13 protein-coding genes are annotated in these 17,944 nt (G+C 73.1%); 9 read left to right on the top strand and 4 right to left on the bottom strand.

The window, feature by feature from the left end; genetic code table 11:
* Positions 1-6 precede the first annotated feature (6 nt).
* From AP234_RS13655 to AP234_RS13620, 8 genes are all read left to right on the top strand, one after another.
* Positions 7-1,260 (top strand): hypothetical protein, encoded by a 1,254-nt coding sequence (locus AP234_RS13655; protein WP_055479983.1) that lies wholly within the window; start codon positions 7-9, stop codon positions 1,258-1,260.
* 32 nt (positions 1,261-1,292) lie between these two features.
* Positions 1,293-3,767 (top strand): hypothetical protein, encoded by a 2,475-nt coding sequence (locus tag AP234_RS13650; RefSeq protein WP_055479982.1) that lies wholly within the window; start codon positions 1,293-1,295, stop codon positions 3,765-3,767.
* A 131-nt stretch (positions 3,768-3,898) separates the two neighbouring features.
* The gene (locus AP234_RS13645) at positions 3,899-4,825 is read left to right on the top strand and encodes a fumarylacetoacetate hydrolase family protein (protein ID WP_083502070.1); all 927 of its coding nucleotides are present in this window, start codon (positions 3,899-3,901) and stop codon (positions 4,823-4,825) included.
* 231 nt (positions 4,826-5,056) lie between these two features.
* Positions 5,057-5,914, top strand: coding sequence for an FAD binding domain-containing protein (locus AP234_RS13640; RefSeq protein ID WP_055479981.1), 858 nt, complete (start codon positions 5,057-5,059; stop codon positions 5,912-5,914).
* The gene (locus AP234_RS13635) at positions 5,911-6,375 is read left to right on the top strand and encodes a (2Fe-2S)-binding protein (protein WP_055479980.1); all 465 of its coding nucleotides are present in this window, start codon (positions 5,911-5,913) and stop codon (positions 6,373-6,375) included. The genes AP234_RS13640 and AP234_RS13635 overlap by 4 nt, the downstream gene beginning before the upstream one ends.
* The gene (locus tag AP234_RS13630; RefSeq protein WP_055479979.1) at positions 6,372-8,690 is read left to right on the top strand and encodes a xanthine dehydrogenase family protein molybdopterin-binding subunit; all 2,319 of its coding nucleotides are present in this window, start codon (positions 6,372-6,374) and stop codon (positions 8,688-8,690) included. Before AP234_RS13635 ends, AP234_RS13630 begins: the two co-directional genes overlap by 4 nt.
* Before the next feature lie 213 nt (positions 8,691-8,903).
* Complete coding sequence (locus AP234_RS13625; protein ID WP_055479978.1) at positions 8,904-9,113, top strand: acyl carrier protein; 210 nt, start codon at positions 8,904-8,906, stop codon at positions 9,111-9,113.
* Between the two features lie 134 nt (positions 9,114-9,247).
* On the top strand, positions 9,248-9,538 hold the full coding sequence (locus AP234_RS13620) for a hypothetical protein (RefSeq protein ID WP_055479977.1): 291 nt from the start codon (positions 9,248-9,250) through the stop codon (positions 9,536-9,538).
* Here the strand turns inward: AP234_RS13620 and AP234_RS39170 are convergent.
* Positions 9,519-9,650 carry a hypothetical protein gene (locus tag AP234_RS39170; RefSeq protein ID WP_268778053.1) on the bottom strand — a complete coding sequence of 44 codons (132 nt, stop codon included), beginning with the start codon at positions 9,648-9,650 and terminating at the stop codon, positions 9,519-9,521. The two genes, AP234_RS13620 and AP234_RS39170, sit on opposite strands and share 20 nt — an antisense overlap.
* A gap of 40 nt (positions 9,651-9,690) precedes the next feature.
* Between AP234_RS39170 and AP234_RS13615 the strand changes: the two genes are divergently transcribed.
* Positions 9,691-10,956 carry a glycosyltransferase family 4 protein gene (locus tag AP234_RS13615; RefSeq protein WP_055479976.1) on the top strand — a complete coding sequence of 422 codons (1,266 nt, stop codon included), beginning with the start codon at positions 9,691-9,693 and terminating at the stop codon, positions 10,954-10,956.
* A gap of 40 nt (positions 10,957-10,996) precedes the next feature.
* Here AP234_RS13615 and AP234_RS13610 read toward each other — a convergent pair whose 3' ends face one another.
* The 3 genes from AP234_RS13610 to AP234_RS36210 form a co-directional block, all read right to left on the bottom strand.
* Positions 10,997-12,475, bottom strand: coding sequence for a condensation domain-containing protein (locus tag AP234_RS13610; RefSeq protein WP_055479975.1), 1,479 nt, complete (start codon positions 12,473-12,475; stop codon positions 10,997-10,999).
* Between the two features lie 440 nt (positions 12,476-12,915).
* The gene (locus AP234_RS13605) at positions 12,916-16,074 is read right to left on the bottom strand and encodes a non-ribosomal peptide synthetase (RefSeq protein ID WP_055479974.1); all 3,159 of its coding nucleotides are present in this window, start codon (positions 16,072-16,074) and stop codon (positions 12,916-12,918) included.
* Positions 16,071-17,942: a non-ribosomal peptide synthetase gene (locus AP234_RS36210; protein ID WP_055479973.1), complete on the bottom strand. Its 1,872-nt coding sequence runs from the start codon at positions 17,940-17,942 to the stop codon at positions 16,071-16,073. The genes AP234_RS13605 and AP234_RS36210 overlap by 4 nt, the downstream gene beginning before the upstream one ends.
* Positions 17,943-17,944 lie beyond the last annotated feature (2 nt).

Raw genomic sequence — 17,944 nt, 5'->3', positions numbered from 1 at the left:
GAGCCGATGCCCAGCACGGTGGCCGGGGAACCGCCGGAGAGCTCGATCTTCTGCGGTCCGCTCGACCTGGCCGGAGAGGGGATCGACGCGGTGCTGCGCAACGTGCGCGAGCGCGCCGGAGTCGACCGGATCGCGCCGGCCGTCGCCTATCACGCGGCCCGCGACGTCCTGCCGCACAATCCCCTGCGCACGGTGGCGGACGGCGGCGCCGGCGTGTGTTTCGCGCCGGAGTGGGACCGCTACCCGGCGGCGCTGCGCCCGGCGCGCAGCGCGTTCGCGCTGGGCCGCGACCTGCTCGGCGAGCTGTGCGACCGGGCCGGCGCCCACGGGGCGGGGGTGGACGCGTGGATCGTCTACCTGCACGACGACGGGGACGACGGCGCACGCCCCGGTGTGGTGCGCAACCTGTTCGGCGACGCCTACCCGCACGTCCTGTGCGCCGCCGATCCGGAGGTCCGCGCCTACGCGGTGGCGCTCACCGAGGACGTCTGCCGCTACCCCGTCGGGACCGTGCTCGCCGAGGCGCCGCACTGGCTGCCGTTCGACCACGGCCACGGCCACGAGCGCCGCTCTGTCCCGCTGGACCGGACCGCCGCCCTGCTGCTCGGGCTGTGCTTCTGCGCGCACTGCCGTACGGCCGCGGCCGATCTGGGGGTGCCCGTCCCTGATCTGCTGGCCGCGGCGCGGGCACACGTCGAGGCGTGCCTCACGGGCGCCGCTCCCCCGGACCGCTCCGCCCGGGCCGTGGCCGCCGCCGGGCTGGGACGCTACCTCGAGGCCCGATGCGCCCGGGCGACGACGCTGATCGCCGAGCTCGCCTCGGCCGCCGCCCGGTCGGGCGCCGGCTTCCGGCTGATCGACCTGTCCGCCGGCATGCTCGGCTGGGCGGACGGACGCCCCGGCGGCCCCTTCGGCGTCACCGCGACACGTGAGCTGGGCGTGGACCCCGCCGCCGTCGCCGCCACCTGCCCGATCACGACCACTCCGTACGCCCGCGACCCGCTGCGGGTGCGCGACGAGATCGCGGCGTACCGCGCCGAGGCCGGGCCCGCCGCCCGGCTCGGCGTCGCACTGCGCCCGATGAGCCCCGACTGCGACTCCGCCGAGAACCTGGCCCGGAAACTCGGCGTCGCCCGTGAACTCCACGTGGACCGCGTGGATTTCTACCACTACGGCCTGAGCCCGCTGGCGGCTCTGGACCGGATCAACGAAGCGCGCGCCATCGCCTCTCGCCGAACGCACGTCGAGGAGGAACCTTGATGCAGCAAGGCCGAAGAAGCCTCTTAGCAGGCATGATCGCGACACTGGTCGGCACGGGCGTGTTCGCCGTGCCCGCGCGAGCGGACCAGGCGGCGACCCCGCCCCCGCCGCTCGCGGCCGAGCAGGTCTGGCCGAACCTCAGTGAGCCGTACATCCAGGGCGTACGCGAGGCCCTGCGCTCGGGCACCGACCTGTGGGGCGAACACCTCATCTCCACGCCCGAGGGCCCGACCTTCGAGAACATCAAGGACTACCTGGTGCCGATCGCGACCGGCGGCGTCGCGGCCGGAGAGCCGGACACCGGGGCCATGGGCGTCTCCGACACCGGCTACCACTACCTGCCGCTCACCCTGCCCAAGGGGGACACCGCCGAGACCCAGACGCCGCCCGAGCCGACGGACAACCACTACGCGCTGCACACCGCGGACGGCAGCGGGATCACCGCGGACTGGCACACCCCGTGCGAGGCCGCGCCCTGGACCAAGGACTACTCCGAGGCGTTCAACGCGCGCTGCGGCGACTTCTGGCAGGCCCGGTTCTTCGTCGGCGCCGACGGCGGCGAACGCTACGGGAGCGACCTCGGCCGGCTGTCCGGCCCGCGGCTGCTCGACGGATATCTCCCGGTCCTGCGCACGGACTACCGCGACGCGGCCGGGGTGAGCTACACCCAGGAGTCGTTCGCCACGCGGGTGCCGGAGACCTCGTCGCTCGTCAGCCTCGTGAAGATCACCGCCACCGGCTCCGGCTCGGCCCGTGCCGCCAGGCTCCGCGTCCACGTGAAGGATCCCGACGGCCCCGCGCTCTCCCTGGACGGGCGCAAGGTCACCGCGGGCGACCGCACCTATCTCCTCGCCGACGGGCGGCCCGCGCTCTCCGGCGCCGATCTCACCTACGACCTCGACCTGTCGAAGGGGCCGCGCACGGTCACCCTGGCCGTGATCAACAACCCGGCGAAGGTGCGCGGCAACGGCGCCTCCGTCCTCGCCCCCGGCCGGTACGCCAAGGCACGCGACGAGGTCGCGGACTACTGGAAGCGGAAGCTCGCCGGCGGCGCGAAGATCTCGATCCCCGAGCAGTACCCCACCGACGCCCTGCGCAACCTGCTCATCCAGAACCTCACCATGGGCTGGCGCTACAGCATCGGCAACTTCTACGAGCAGCAGTACGTCCCCGAGATGGTCGACACGATCTCGGCGCTCGGCGAGTTCGGCTTCACCGAGGACTACCGCGGCAACCTGCAGACCCTGCTCGACCTGACCAAGGAGGGCGGCCCCGCCTACCCGGTGATGTACCGGAACTGGGAGCAGGGCGCCAAGCTCCTCGCCACCGCGCGCTACTACCGGCTGACCGGCGACCGGAAGTTCGTCGAGCACAACCTCGACAAGCTCCGCGGCTACCTCGACGACTACGTGCGGCAGGCCGCCGCCGACCCGAACGGCATCCTGGAGAAGCAGCGCTGCTGTGAGGACAACTGGGACGCCGGCTACTGGACGCACGCCCAGATCGTCTCCTGGTGGGGCTGGCGCGACATGATCGAGGTGTTCCGGCGAATCGGCCGCCAGGACCTGGTGGACGCCTACGCCGGGCCGTACGACGCCTTCACCGGCAAGCTGCGCGCGGCGGTCGACGCGTCGAAGGCGGAGCTGCCCGACGGCTCGCTCTTCGTGCCGCGTGAGCTCCTGTCCGGCGACAGGCCGTACGACTCGATCACCGAGAGCCGGGACTCCAGCTACTGGAACCTGCTCACCTACTACGGCTACGCCTCGGGATTCTTCACCGAGGAGGAGAACGCCAAGCTGCTGAAGTACGTCCATACCCACGGCGGCACGTTCCTCGGGATGGTGCGGTTCAACTACACCGGCCAGTCCATCGGCGACTGCAGGCCGGACGGGCTGGCCGGCTACGAGGGGACCGGCGTCGACCAGGTGTACGGCTACCAGTACAACCGCTTCCTCGCCGAGAACGACCAGGCCGACCGGCAGGTGCTCGCGTTCTACGGCCAGCTGGCCCACGGGTTCTCCCGCGACACCTTCACCGTGGGGGAAGGCGCCAACCTCGACCCCTGCCCCGGCAAGTTCTACCGCGGCAGCTGGCTCGCCCCGCTCAGTGCCAACAACGCCGCCTACCTGAAGAACCTGCGCGAGATGCTCGTGCACGAGGAAGGCGACGAGCACGGCAGGCCGACCGGGCTGCGGCTCGCCTCGGCCACACCGCGCGGGTGGCTCGCGGACGGCAAGAGCATCGGCGTCACCGACCTGCCCACCGTGTACGGCCCGCTGACCTACACGGTGACCTCGCGGCTGTCGGACGGCGTCGTCAGCGCCGACGTGCGGCTGCCCTCCGGTCTCGGTGACGACGCCACCGTCAAGCTGCGGCTGCGCGTGCCCGCCGGGCACACGCTGTCGGGCGCAGAGGCGGGTGGCCGCGCCCTTCCGGTCGACGGCGACACGATCGACCTCACCGGACTGCGCGGGAACGTCGACGTGACGGCGAGATTCTCGCGCTGACCGACCCTGCCGGAGGCGGTCACCCGGCGATGGCGCGCCGCCACCGGCAGCAGGCGGGCGGGGCCCGGTTCGGGCTCCGCGGCCCCGCCCGCCGTCCACTCGTCCCCCGAAGTGAAAGCAGACGGATCGCCATGCAACTTGTCCGTGTCTCTCTCCCCGGCGCAACCTCCGAGGGCGCTGCCGGCGGCCCTGTCGGCGGCGCTTCCGGAACCGCTTCCGGCGGCGCGGGGCCCGCCCGCTGGGCGGTCCGCGGCGAGGACGGCGACCGTCCGCTGCCGGACGACTTCACGCTCGGAGCTGCGCTCTCGTCCGACCTCGACCACTTCCGCCGATCACTCGGCCGGGTCCGCGCCCCCGCGGCGGCACCGGCCACGCTCACGGCCCCCGTCGACCGCTGGACCGAGGTCTGGGCCGCCGGGGTCACCTATCAGCGGTCGCGGGAGGCACGGCGGGAGGAGAGCAGCGAACCCGACATCTACTCGCGGGTCTACGACGCGCCGCGGCCCGAACTGTTCTTCAAGTCACTCGGCTGGCGGGTGCGCGGGCACGGGCAGGCCATCGCCGTACGATCCGACTCGACGTGGAACGTCCCGGAACCCGAGCTGGCCGTCGTCGTCTGCGCCAACGGGGAGATCGCCGGATACACCATCTGCGACGACGTCAGCTCCCGCTCCATCGAGGGGGAGAACCCGCTCTATCTTCCCCAGGCGAAGATGTACCTGGGCGCGACCGCGCTGGGGCCGGGCATCCGCCCGTCGTGGGAGATCCCCGACCCCTACGACCTCGGCATCCGCATGAGCGTCTTTCGGGGCGCCGAGGAGATCTGGACGGGCACGGCGTCCACCGGGCAGCTCCACCGGCGGCTCGACGAGCTGGTCGAACACCTGCTTGCGGCCGACCGCTACCCAAATGGGGTGGTCCTGGCCACCGGGACCTGCCTCGTCCCCGAAGGGGACTTCACGCTGCTGCCCGGAGACGAGGTACGCATCGAGATCGACGGGCTGGGCGCTCTCGTGACGCCCGTACGGAAGACCGGCGACATCGACGCGTCGCCCTGATCTCCTCGGCACGGCCCATCGTGGCCAGTCGGGCGGGGTGAACGGGCGCGGCCGGCTGGCCACGAGCCGCCGGGCCGTGATCAGAGATCCGGCCACGGTGCGTGTCATCGGCGTTACTCTGATGTCACCATCAGGGGGTAATTCGCCCTCATCCTCTGGCGTCTCGGACACATCATTCGTTAACGTCCGCTTTATGTCCAGATGAGGATTTCTTCTCCCCCGGGAATCGCCATGAAACCCGCGCCATTCACCTATCATGATCCCCCGACCGTCTCCGAGGTCCTCGGCCTGCTCTCCGAGCACGGCGGCGAGGCCGCCGTCCTGGCCGGCGGTCAGAGCCTGATCCCACTGATGAACCTGCGCCTGGCCCGGCCCGGCGTCGTCGTCGACGTCAACCGGGTGGCCGGCCTCGACCACGTCGAGATCGGCCGCCACGTCGTCAGGATCGGCGCGACCGCACGGCTCGCCGATCTGGAGCGGCACGAGGGCCTCGCCGAGGTCCTGCCCGTGCTGCCGGCGGCGATCCGGCACGTCGCGCATCCGCAGATCCGCAACCGGACCACCCTCGGCGGCAGCATCAGCCACGCCGACCCCTCCGCCGAACTGCCCGCCGTGCTCCTGGCGACGGGCGGCCGGGTGCGCCTGGAGTCGGTGCGCGGGTCGCGCCGGGTGCCCGCCGACGACTTCTTCCTGTCGCCCTTCCGCACCTCCCGACGCCCCGACGAACTGCTCACCTCGGTCGAGTTCCCGATCGGCGGCGGCCTCCGGTTCCTGATGGACGAGGTGGCCAGGCGCGAGGGCGGCCTGCCCGTCGTCTCCGTGGTGCTCGGGGTGCGCACGGGCGCCGGCGGGCCGGTCGCCGAGGCCAGGGCCGCGGCCTCGGGAGTGGCGGACCGCCCGGTCCGCCTGCGGCGCCTGGAGCGCCACCTGACCGGCGCCGACCTGGGCGACCCGGTCGTACGGCGAGCCGCCGCCGACATGGCGGGGCACGGCCTCGAACCCCCGGACGATCTGCGCGGCGGCGGCGCGTACCGCATGTCCCTGCTCCGCGCCCTCGTCGAGCGCCTGCTGGAAGGAGCGGCGGCATGAGAACGATCAAAATCGTCGTCAACGGCACGGCACATGACGTCGAGGTGGAGGATCGGACGCTGCTGAGCGATCTCATCCGCCACGACCTCCGCCTCACCGGCACGCACGTCTCCTGCGAGCAGGGCGTCTGCGGCTCGTGCACGATCCTGCTGGACGGGCGGCCGGTCCGCTCGTGCCTGATGCTCGCCGTGCAGGCGGAGGGGCACGAGGTGGAGACCGTCGAGTCGCTGTCCGGCGGCGAGGCCACGCCGGAGTCCCTGACCTCCCTCCAGCGGGCGATGAGCGACCAGCACGGCCTGCAGTGCGGTTTCTGCACGCCGGGCATCCTCATGAGCGTCACCGCCGCCCAGCGCGACGGCCTCGACGCCGAGGAGACCATCGCCGAGGTGCTCGGCGGTCACGTCTGCCGGTGCACCGGCTATCGGGGCATCCGCGCCGCGATCAGGCAGGTGCTGCCATGAGTCTCATCGGGGCCCCGGTGAACCGGGTGGCCGACCACGTCCTGCTGACCGGGAACGCGCGGTACGTCGATGATCTGCAACTGGCCGGGATGCTGCACGCGACCGTGCTGCGCGCCCCCGTCGCGCACGCGCGGATCACCGCCTTCGACGCCTCGGCCGCGCTCGCGCTGGACGGGGTCGTCGCGGTGTTCGGCCCGGAGGAGATCGCCCGGCACACCGAAGCACAGCTGTGCACCTGGCTGATCTCCGGCCAGAAGATCGTTTCGGTGCCGATCGCGGACACCGTGGTCCGGCACGTCGGGCAGCCGATCGGCATCGTCGTCGCCACCAGCCGGGCGCTCGCCGAGGACGGGGCCGGCCTGGTGCTGGTCGAGTACGCGGAACTGCCGGCGGTGACCGGCGTCGAGGCCGCCGTCGCGCCGCAGGCCCCCCTGCTCTATCCGGAGCTGGGCGGCAACGTGCTGGCCGACGTCGACTACGGCGATCCCCGCGAGGAGATCGACCGGGTCGTCGCCGGGGCGGCCCACGTGGTCGAGCGGCGCCTGGAGGTGCCGCGCGCCGCGCCCAGCGCCATGGAGACGCGCGGTGTGCTGGCCGCCTTCGAACACGGTTCCGGCGAGCTGACCATGTGGGCCTCCAGCCAGAATCCGCACATGACCCGCTGGCACCTCGCCCGGGTCCTGCGCCTCCCGCTGCACCGGATCAGGGTGATCCAACCGCGGCTCGGCGGCTCCTTCGGCTCGAAGGACCATCTCTACCAGGACGAGGCGATCGTCTGCCTCGCCGCCATGCTGCTGCGCCGGCCGGTGAAGTGGATCGAGGACAGGACCGAGCACTTCACCGCGACCAAACACGGACGCGGCGGGGTCTACCGGGCACGGCTGGCGCTCGACGCCGACGGGGACTTCCTCGCGCTGCACGCCGACATCCTGGGCGACGTCGGCGCCTTCCCCTCGACCGTGGGCACCGGACCGTTCCAGGTGACCGCGCTGATGCTGCCGGGGCCGTACCGCTATCGGGCCGTGGGGGCGCGGCTCGTCGCCGTGCTCACCAACGCCACCCCCACCGCCGCCTACCGTGCCTACGGGCAGAACGAGGCCGCCTGGATCCGGGAGCGGCTCATCGACGAGGCCGCCCGCGAGCTCGGCCTGGACCCCGGCGAGCTGCGGCTGCGCAACCTGGTGACGGCCGAGGAGATGCCCTACACCACCCGCCTGCACCTGCAGTACGACACCGGCGACTATCCCGGGGCGCTGCGCCGCGCGCTGTCACTGTCCGCCGGCGCGGTCCGCTCCCGCTCCGGTCGGGTACGGCGGGGCGTGGGCGTCGCCATGAACGTGGAGTTCACCGGGCTCGGGCCGAGCGGGCTGCTGCAGATGCTGCCGGCCGAGTACAACGGGTGGGAGGAGGCCCGGGTCCGCGTCGAGCCCGACGGCGGGGTGACCGTGTTCTCCGGCATCTCCGACGTCGGCCAGGGCACCGTCACCGGGCTCACCCAGCTCGCGGCGGAGGGGCTCGGCATGCCGATGTCCGCGATCATCGTGAAGGTCGGCGACTCGGCGACCGTCCCGGTCTCACTGCTCGGGGCCGCGGCCAGCCGGGGGCTCATCGTGGGCGGCACGCCCGTCTTCCGGGCGGCGGCCCGCATGCGGGAGCGGTTGATCCGGATCGCGGCGGAACGCCTCGATCGCGAACCCGCGGACGTGCACTTCGACGGCGCGGTCTTCCGTACCGACCACGACGAGGTGACGCTGCGGGAGCTGGCCCGCGACGCCTGGATGGGCTGGAACCTGCCCAAGGGCGAGTCTCCGGTGCTGGAGGAGACCGACGTCTACGATCCGCCCAACCCGACCTTCGCCCCCGCCGTGCATGTGGTGCAGGTGACGGTCGACCTGGACACCGCGATGGTGCGGGCCGAGCGCTACTGGGTCGTCCACGACTCCGGGGTGATCGTCAACCCGAAGCTCGCGGACGGGCAGATCATGGGCGGCATCGCACAGGGCCTCGGCGCCGCGCTGCTGGAGCGGGTGGTGTACTCGCCCGAGGGCGTGCCGCGCACCACCACGCTGCTGGACTACCCGCTCCCCGTCTCGGGGGACGTGCCCGATGTGGTGATCGAGCACATGCACACGCCCAGCTCCGTCACCCCCCTCGGGATGAAGGGCCTGGGCGAAGGCGGGACGATCCCGTCCACGGTCGCGATCGGCAACGCGGTGGCCGACGCCGTGCCGGAGATCGCGCATGCCGTGCTGGAGGTCCCGCTCACCCCCACGAGGATCCACGCGCTGCTGTCGGACGCCGGTCTCGCGCGCTAGCGGACGCCGTCCTGCCGCGTGGGCATGGGTCGTGCGGAAGGTCGGCGTCGCCCGCAGCACAGTTCGGCGACGGCAGCGGGCCGAACAGCCAGTTGCCGCGGCACGTCGCGTCGGGGCTGCGGAAAACTCCTCGTTCGCCGTACGCACGTTCACCGCGTCCGCGCTGGAACGGCATGAGGCGGTCCCCGAGCCCGAGGGTGTTCCCCTGATCGCGTGCGGCCCGGTCTCCGGCCTCGATCTGCAGGTCATGGACCCGGACCGCTCCGGCCCCGTTCTCGACGGCGGTCCACGCTCAATCTGTGCGTCGACATCGAGGAGGCCACCGGCCTGCTGGTCGAGCCGACCCTGGCCTGGGACCATCCCACGATCGACGCCATCACGGCCCATCTCACCGAGCTCCTGTCCCGGCGCTCCGGCGTGTGACTACGCGGCCTTGGTCTCGCTGTGATCGGAGGAACGTGTTGGCCGCCGGACGGACATGTCAACGGCGGCTCATGGGATGCTGGACCGACCCCGATCACAAGGAACCGCGACCACATGGAACTGGGAGACCGGCGATGACCCACCCTCTCGGCATGCCGCCCGCACCTCGGCGCACCCCTCTCGACGCGGAGGAGCGGGTCCGGGCCGAGGAGACCTTCTCCACCCTCGTCGCCCGGCATCTCGTCACCGAGGGACGGTTCAGGGTGAGCGCCGACACCCCGGAGATGGTGGAGCTGTTCCAGCAGGTCGCCCGCAGGGTGGGCGACATGCTCCGGCGGCCCGTGGTCAGCTACGCCAACGGCAGGTACATCGTGATCACCTTCGGCGGGGAGGGAGCCCCCGGCCTCACCCCTGCGGACGCGTGAGCGAGCCGTACGTCGGCGGCGCGCTCAGCCGATAGACCCGCGCCGCCGTGCCACCGAAGACCACGCCCCGCTCGGCCTGCCGGACGCGCCCGAGTACAGTGCCCGCATGCACCCCGAGTCCGTCGCCGGCCTTTCCAGTGGGGAGTCGGCCGATGCGCCTTCCTGACCGGGTCTACGCCGTCTGCTCGGAGGTCCCGCCGGAGGTCGTGGGCGGCCTGGGGCGGTACGCCGAGCGGATGATGCCGGTCCTCGGCGAAGGCGGCGTCCCCGTCGTGGTGTTCGGGACCGCGGGCCGCGGGCGGGCGCGGCGGACCGAACGCTTCGGCGACGTCACGCTGCACCGGCTGACCGCGGCGGGCCTCGGCCTCGCCGGGAATCCCCGTCTGCCGCGCGGGCTGCGGCTGCCGGCCAGGACGGCCGGGCTGCTCGTGTTCAACCTGCGCGCGGCCGTACGCGTCCTGCGCGCCGAGGCGGGCCGCACCCGGGCGGAACGGCACGGCACGGTGGTGGCCGTGCACGACTGGATGGGCTGCCCGGCCGGAATCGTGTGCGGGCTGCTCGGCCGCGTGCCGGTGGTCTTCCACGTCCACACCCGCGAGCTCAACGCGGCCCCCGGGCGGCGCCGCCCGCCTCATGCCGCCCTGCTCGACGCGCTGGAGACCGTACAGGCCCGGATGGCCCGTCTCATCGTGGTGCCGAGCGCCACGATGCGCGACGAACTGACGGCCCGGGGCTGGCCGGCCGACCGGATACGCCTGGTGCCGCACGGCTTCGAGGCCCCCGAGCTCCTGCGCCTGACCGGGCTTCCCGACGACGAACGCGACCGGGTCCGTAGGGAGATCAGACGCCGCTACCTACCCGGCGGCGAGGGCAGGCTCATCGTCTTCGCGGGCCGCCTGGCCCCCCACAAGGGCGTCCACACACTCGTGCGGGCCGTGCCCCGGCTCGTCGAAGAACACCCCGGCACCCGGATCGTGCTCGTCGGCGCCGAACTCCCACAGACCGACGACGCGGCGGTGCTGGCCCGGTCGATCGAGGAGACGGGCACCGCCGCCCACGTGGTCGCCGAGAACCGGTTCCTGCCGTCCGCCGAGGTGTTCGCGCACTTCCTCGCCGCCGACGTGTGCGTCTTCCCCTCCACGTACGAACCGTTCGGCCTGGTCGCCGTCGAGGCCATGGCGCTGGGCCGGCCCGTCGTGGTGGGACCCGGCTTCTCGCCGGAGGTGGTCGGGGACGGCGCGCTGCGCTGCGTACACGACGACCCGGAGGAGCTGGCGGAGGCCCTGTTGCACTGCCTCGACGATCCCCGGGAGGCGGCCGGGCTCGCCCGGCGGGGCGCCGAGCACGTCCGGCGGCACTACAGCTGGGCGCTCACGGGAGAGCGCACGCTGGCGGTGTACGGCGAGGCCATGCGGTGACACCGGCGCGTTCGGCCTCGACCGGCCGGTGGCTTGAAGATCAGGCCGTGCCGTCGTACGCGCTGATCCCGCACACCTGCGCGGCCGCGGCCATCGGGACGTCTTCGGTGAGGCCGCGGACCAGCAGCGCCTCTACGCCGAGCAGCATCGCCCGCGCCGTGTCCTGCGACAGGTAGGCGGTGTCGACGATGAGGCCGAGCTGCCCGGTGTGCAGGGCCGTGCCCACGGTGAAGAACACCTTGAACCTGACCCCGGGCCAGGTGTCCGTGACGTGCGTGCTGGTCCGCTCGGCGAGGCGGGCCGGATCCTCGTCGTGGACGGATCTGGGCAGGCCCGGCCAGGTGGCGATCGTCCGCCGGTCGTTGAAGAACGCGTCCAGGTCCGGCTCCCGGCCGCGCAGGCGGCCGATCTCCTCCCGCATGGCCTGCATCGCGAACGGGTCGTACTGCGCGCCGCGGTACGCGGCGAGCGCGCCGTGATGCGCCGCCCGGCAGGTGGCGGCGAAGTCGGAGCCGGGCAGGTCGAGCGCGAACAGCCCGTCCTGCTCGACCGTGCCGACCATGGCCCGGGTGCGCGGTTCGCGGCGGTTGCTGTGGACGAGCTGCATGACCGCCCTCCGGCGGCCGCTCACCGTGGCCAGGACCGTCGCGCAGGCGGCGAGCAGGACGCTCGTCGTGCTGACCGACCAGCGCTCGGCCAGCCGTTCCGCCGCGACGGGAAGTGCGACGGACTCCATGCCGACCTCGATGAACCGGGGGTCGTCCGCCTCGCGCGGGAGGTGGTCGAACACGTCGAGCGGCGCCTCCTCCAGCACCGAGCGCCAGTATCGGACCGATCTCGCCGAGCGGGCGGCGAACGGCTCCGTGCTCTCCAGGGCCGCCTGGTCCATCGGCTGCCACTCGGGGGGCGGCGTCCGCTCGCCCCTGAGCAGCCCCCGCCACTCGACCGCGAGCAGGTTCAGCGCCTGGAAGTCCACCGCGAGGTGGGTGAAGGCGAGCCCCAGCGCCCGCGGCCTGCCGTCCTTGAACACGATGGCGCAGCGCAGCGGCAGCTCTTCCCCATGGGTGAAGACCCTTCCGCGCAGCTCACCGGCGAGCCGCTCGGCCACCCGCAGCGCGGGCTCCGATCCCGCCTCCACCAGCCGTACGACCAGCTCGCCGTCGCGCTTCACCCGCTGCACGGGCCCCTCCGGCGTGGCGGCGAAGGTGGTGCGCAGGCTCTCGTGCCGCTCGATCAGCCGTCGCAGCGCGTCCAGCACCGCGCCGAGGTCGCGTTCGCCGTAGACGGGCAGCACCCAGGGGCAGTTGAGGAAGGTCTGGCCGTCCCCCATGAGGTGAACGGCCCGCCACATCAGCCGCTGTCCCCACGTCAGCGGCGCCTCACCGGCGCGTGCCCCGGTGAACGTCACGGTCGCGGACTCCGAGAAGGATCCCCGGGTCATCGCGGCGACCTCGCCGGGTGGTCGGCGCAGGCAGCCGAGGAACGGCGCCTCCTGTCCGGTGGATTTCGGCGAGAGCATCCGAAAGTTTTCGATCCCCAGGTTTCAGAATCCGCACCGTATACCGCCATAGAACGCCTCATCTCGACCACCGTGAATCCATCACAGGGCAGAATAGGCAACAACGACGAGCCACGGTGCCGAAACCATAAATATAGATACCCGAAAGTTTCACCCCCCCACCCCAAACCCCACCCGTGATCTTGTGAATTCTTGCAGGGCCACCCCTCGACCTGCGCAAACCAATCTCGTGATCTTGCAGTTCCTCGCAAGCGAGCCACCCGACGTGCACCTATGTGTTAACCGATCTTGCACTCGGCGATGAAGTGCAAGATCGCCAACACCGTTTCCGCTGCTCACGGGCGGGATCTGCGAGAAACTGCAAGATCACCAAACGAGATGTGGCTGCTCTCGGAGCGGGCCTGCGAGTATTCTCAAGATCACAGGCATGGGGTGGGGGGTTATGAGTCGAGCAGGGCGGCCGCCTCCTCGTCGGTCATGGCGGACAGCTCGGCGATCAGCAGCTCCTCCACGGCCTCCGCGAGTTCGGCGACCGTGCGCTGGGCGAACAGGGTCCTGATCGGGACCTCCACCCCGGTGGCCGCGCGCAGCCGGGCCGCGATCCTGGTCGCCAGCAGGGAGTGGCCGCCCAGGGCGAAGAAGTCGTCGTGGACGCCGACCTCCACCCCCAGCAGCTCGGACCAGACCGCCGCCACGAGACGCTCGGCGTCGGTGCGCGGCGGCACGTGATCGGCCCGCGGCTCGGCCTGCCCCGGGTCCGGCAGCGCGGCCCGGTCGATCTTTCCCCTGGTGGTGAGGGGGAAGGCGGCCAGGCGTACCCACCGGGTGGGCACCAGGTGGCGGGGCAGCGTGCGTTCCAGCTCGAACCGGAGGTCGGCGGGGTCGGCCGTGCCGGCGACGTAGGCCACGAGGTCGTCGCCGCGCGCGGTGACCAGCGCCTGGTTCACCCCGGGGTGGGCCAGCAGCCGCGACTCCACCTCCCCCGGCTCGATGCGGAAACCGCGCACCTTGACCTGCGCGTCGAGGCGGCCCAGGAACTCCAGCCGCCCGTCGGCACGCCAGCGTGCGCGGTCACCCGTCAGGTAGCGGCGGGACCCCGGCGCGCCGTACGGGTCGGGCACGAAGGCGGCGGCCGTGAGGGCCGGGCGGCCGAGGTAACCCCTGGCCACGCCCGCACCGCCGATGGCCAGCTCCCCCACGGCGCCGCGCGGCAGCGGCTCGCCCCGCGTGTCCAGGACGTGGACGGAGGCCGCCCCCACCGGGACGCCGATCGGCACCCGGCGCTCGGCCGCGTCGGCCACGTCGGCCACGTCGCCCGGGCCGTCCTCCGGATCGCCGCACAGCTCGCCGCCCAGGTCGGCCGCCGTGGCGATCACGGTGGCCTCGGTCGGGCCGTAGGTGTTGACCAGGCGCACCGAGTCGCCGAACCGGGCCCGCCACCGGGCGACGGCGTCGGACGACACCTGCTCCCCACCGAGGATCACCAGCCGCAGGTCCGGCGGCCAGGCGATCTCGTCGATGTCGTCGACCAGGTGGTGCCAGTAGGCGGTCGGCAGGTCGAGCACGGTGACGCCCGCGCCCTGCGGCGAGGCGAGCAGGTCGGGCAGGGTGGCGGCGCCGTCGGGAAGCAGCACCAGCGTGGCCCCGGCCGCCAGCGCCGGGAAGATCTCCTCGACGTGGGTGTCGAAGCTCAGCGAGGCGAACTGGACGATCCGGTCGCCGGGGGCCAGGCCGTACGCCTCGCGCATCCAGCGGACCCGCGCGGCGACGGAGCCGTGCTCGATCAGCACGCCCTTGGGCACGCCGGTGGATCCGGACGTGGAGATCACGTACGCCCCGTCCCGCCCCGTGACCGGGACCGCGTCGAAGGGCGGAGCGTCCGCCGGGCCGCCGGAGGTGGCGAAGGGGGCGATGACGGTGGCGAACGGCGGGGCCTCGCCGTCGGTGACGAGATAGGCCGCTCCCCGGTCGGTCATGGCCAGGTCGGTCAGCGAGGCGGCCAGGCGCTCGGGCGGGTCGGCGGGGTCCAGCGGCAGATAGGCCGCGCCGGCCCGCCAGATCGCGAGCAGGGCGGTGATCGCCTCGACCGAGCGGGGCAGGCGCACCCCCACCACGTCGCCGCGCCGGACGCCCCGCTCCAGCAGGGAGGCGGCCAGCCGGCCGGCGCTCTCGTGCAGTTCGGCGAAGGTGACCGACCGCTCGCCGCAGGCCACCGCGGTCGCGCCGGGGAGCCTGGCGGCCGTCTCGGCGAGCAGTTCGGGCACGGCCGGGCCGGGCTCGGCCGCCCCGTCGCCGGCCAGCCGGTCGATGTCCGCCAGGTCGGCGTCCGTCCACAGGCGCAGGGCCGAGACCGGGGTGGCCGGGGCCGCCGTGATCGACTCCAGCAGCAGGTCGAACCGCTCGGCCAGCCGTGCGATGGTCTCGGGCGCGACCATGCCCGGGTCGTGGCAGAAGGAGACGATCAGCTCGCCGTGCTCCCACCACGCCTCGACCAGCAGGTCGCCCTTGAGCTGGCGGTAGCCGTCGGTGAACCCCTCCACCGTCAGTTCCCCGAAGGGCGGGGGCACGCCGTCGTTCTGGCTGTGCAGGATGAACATGCTGGGCATCAGCGTGTCCGGCTGCTGCCGGAACCGTTCGAACGGGACGCCCGGCCGGCTCATCGCCGCCAGCGCCTCGGTGCGGGTGCGGGCGAGGAACTCGGTGAAGGACGGGTCGCCGCCGAGGTCGGCGCGCAGCACCACGGTCTGGGTCAGGTAGCCGACGAGCGGCTCCAGCTCCACCCTGTCGCGGCCGGCGACGGCGGTGCCGACGAGGATGTCGCGCCGGCCGGTGTGCCGGAAGATCAGCACCTGGTAGGCGGCCATCATCACGGTGAACAGCGTCGTCCGGTTCTCCCTGGCCAGCCGGTCGAGCGCGTCGGCCAGCCGCGCGGGGAGCCTGCTGTGGTGGTAGGCGGCGTGCCCGGGGCGGTGGCCGGGGATCAGCCGGTCGAACGGCAGATCCGGGGGCGGCGGGTCGGCCAGGCGCTCCTGCCAGTACGGCACCGCACGCTCGGCCCGCCTGCGCTGCCAGCGGGCGTAGTCGCTGGGCTGCACGGGCAGCGGCCTGTGCCGGGGCTCGCGGCCCAGCACGCGGGCGGTGTAGAACCCGGCCAGGTCGTTGACGAGCACGTTGAACGACCAGCCGTCGGCGACGATGTGGTGCAGGGTCAGGCACAGCACGTGGTCGTCGGCGCCGAGCTCGATCATGGCGAGCCGCACCGGCGGCCGGGCGGCCAGGTCGAACGGCGCGTTGACGCGTTCTGCGACCAGCCGCTCGGCCTCGGCGACCGGATCCGCGGCGTCGCGCGCCGACAGCCACTCGATCGGCAGCTCCGCCGAGGGGGCGGAGTCCGTCCAGGGCACGCCGTCCACCTCGACGAAACGGGTGCGCAGGCTCTCGTGCCGGGCCACCAGGTCGGCGACCGCGCCGGTGAGGACGTCGCGGTCCAGCGGCCCGCGCAGCCGGCGGACCTGGAAGACGGTGTAGGTCGCGTCGTCGGGTTCGAGACGCTGCAGCAGCCACAGGCGTTCCTGGGCCGGGGACAGGGGCGCCCTCATGCGTCCGGCGCCAGTTCGTCGAACAGGGTGGACAGTTCCTCGGCGCTGAGGCCGTCGAGCTGGTCGCGCAGGGCCGCCACCCCGATCAGGTCGAGGTCGTCGGGATCGAGCCGTTCGATCGCCTCGGCCAGCCCGGCGACGGTCGGGTGCTCGAACAGCGTCACGATCGGCACCGCCACCGCGAACGCGGCCTGGATCCTGGCGATGATCTGCGTGGCGGTCAGCGAGTGCCCGCCGAGGTCGAAGAAGTCGTCGTCCACGCCGACCGGCTCCTCGACGCCCAGCACCTCGGCCCACATGCCGGCCAGCTCGACCTCCATCGCGGTGACCGGAGCGCGGTAGGGGACGCCGACGGTCCTGGTCCACTCCGGCACCGGCAGCGCCGCGCGGTCGAGCTTGCCGTTGGGCGTGAGGGGCAGGGCGTCCAGCAGGTTCATCCGGCCGGGCACCATGTATTCGGGCAGCCGCTCGCGCAGCCGGGTGCGCAGGCCGGCCCAGAGCGCCGCCGCGTCGATCTCCGTCCCGGCGGCCGCGTCGGGGACGACGTGGGCGACCAGCCGAGGCTGGCCGTCGGGGCCGGCATGGACGCCCACCGCGGCCTGCCGTACCCCGGGGCCGGACCGCAGCACGGTCTCGATCTCGCCGAGCTCGATGCGGAAGCCACGGATCTTGACCTGCTGGTCGGCGCGGCCGAGGTATTCGAGCCGGCCGTCGGGGGTGACCCTGGCCAGGTCGCCCGTGGCGTACATCCGGGCGCCCGGCCGGTCGGAGAAGGGGTCGGGCAGGAAGCGGGCGGCGGTCTGCGCTGGCATGCCGTGGTAGCCGCGGGCCAGGCCGGCGCCGCCGATGTACAGCTCGCCGGCCTCACCCGCCGGCACGGGCTCGCCGTCGGGGCCGAGGATGTGCACGCTCGTGCGGGCGATCGGCTCGCCCAGGTCGATCGGGGCCGGGGAGGGCGCGACCCGCCCGGCGGTCGACCAGACGGTGGTCTCGGTCGGGCCGTAGACGTTCCACAGCTCGGCGCCGCCGGACAGCAGCGCGTCGGCCAGGTCGCGGGGCAGCGCCTCGCCGCCGCACAGGCGCAGGCGGACGCGGTCGGGCACCCCGCCCGAATCCACCAGGATGCGCCATCCGGCGGGCGTGGCCTGCATGGCCGTGACGTCCTCGGCGACGGCGCGCTCGCGCAGCGCCGGGCCGTCGGCCGCCTCCCCCGCCGAGACGACGACCACCCGCGCGCCGCAGATCAGCGGCAGGAGCAGTTCGAGTACGGAGATGTCGAACGACAGCGTGGTCACGGCGAGCCACGCGTCGGCGCTCGTCAGAGCGAGGTCGGACGCGAACGACTCCAGCAGGTTGGTCACCGCGGGGTGCGGCACCGCCACGCCCTTGGGCCGCCCGGTGGACCCCGACGTGTAGATCACGTACGCCACGTCCCCCGCGACGGGTTCAGCGGCCGGGCCGCCGGGAACGGGCGCGTTCGCCGGGATCCCGCCCGGGGTCAGCTCCAGCACGTCGGGTACGCCCTCGACCAGCGCGCGGTTCACCTCCGGCCAGGTCAGCACGAGGCCGATGCCCGCGTCCTCACGCATGAGGCGCAGCCGGTCGGCGGGGAAGGCCGGGTCGAGCGGCACGTAGGCGCCGCCGGCGGCCCAGACGGCAAGCACGGCGACGAGCATCCCGCCGGTCCGCTCCAGGCAGACTCCCACCGGGACCTCCGGCCCCACGCCGCGCTCGCGCAGCACCGCCGCCAGGTTCTCGACCCGCCGCCACAGCTCACCGTAGGTCAGCTCGCCATCCGGCGCGCGTACGGCGACGGCGGCCGGAGTGCGGTCGCACCAGCGCCGGACGAGGTCCAGCGTCGAACTCATGA

Origin of the sequence: Sphaerimonospora mesophila, from assembly GCF_001417795.1 — a bacterium.
Lineage (GTDB): Bacteria > Actinomycetota > Actinomycetes > Streptosporangiales > Streptosporangiaceae > Sphaerimonospora > Sphaerimonospora mesophila.
This window is presented reverse-complemented; position numbering and strand designations above follow the sequence as displayed.

What these genes read in the sequence shown, in the direction of transcription:
- AP234_RS13655 (WP_055479983.1), top strand. Translation starts at nt 7, where the DNA reads ATGCCCAGCACGGTGGCCGGGGAACCGCCGGAGAGCTCGATCTTCTGC.
- AP234_RS13650 (WP_055479982.1), top strand. Translation starts at nt 1,293, where the DNA reads ATGATCGCGACACTGGTCGGCACGGGCGTGTTCGCCGTGCCCGCGCGA.
- AP234_RS13645 (WP_083502070.1), top strand. Translation starts at nt 3,899, where the DNA reads ATGCAACTTGTCCGTGTCTCTCTCCCCGGCGCAACCTCCGAGGGCGCT.
- AP234_RS13640 (WP_055479981.1), top strand. Translation starts at nt 5,057, where the DNA reads ATGAAACCCGCGCCATTCACCTATCATGATCCCCCGACCGTCTCCGAG.
- AP234_RS13635 (WP_055479980.1), top strand. Translation starts at nt 5,911, where the DNA reads ATGAGAACGATCAAAATCGTCGTCAACGGCACGGCACATGACGTCGAG.
- AP234_RS13630 (WP_055479979.1), top strand. Translation starts at nt 6,372, where the DNA reads ATGAGTCTCATCGGGGCCCCGGTGAACCGGGTGGCCGACCACGTCCTG.
- AP234_RS13620 (WP_055479977.1), top strand. Translation starts at nt 9,248, where the DNA reads ATGACCCACCCTCTCGGCATGCCGCCCGCACCTCGGCGCACCCCTCTC.
- AP234_RS13615 (WP_055479976.1), top strand. Translation starts at nt 9,691, where the DNA reads ATGCGCCTTCCTGACCGGGTCTACGCCGTCTGCTCGGAGGTCCCGCCG.
- AP234_RS13610 (WP_055479975.1), bottom strand. Translation starts at nt 12,475, where the DNA reads ATGCTCTCGCCGAAATCCACCGGACAGGAGGCGCCGTTCCTCGGCTGC.
- AP234_RS13605 (WP_055479974.1), bottom strand. Translation starts at nt 16,074, where the DNA reads ATGAGGGCGCCCCTGTCCCCGGCCCAGGAACGCCTGTGGCTGCTGCAG.
- AP234_RS36210 (WP_055479973.1), bottom strand. Translation starts at nt 17,942, where the DNA reads ATGAGTTCGACGCTGGACCTCGTCCGGCGCTGGTGCGACCGCACTCCG.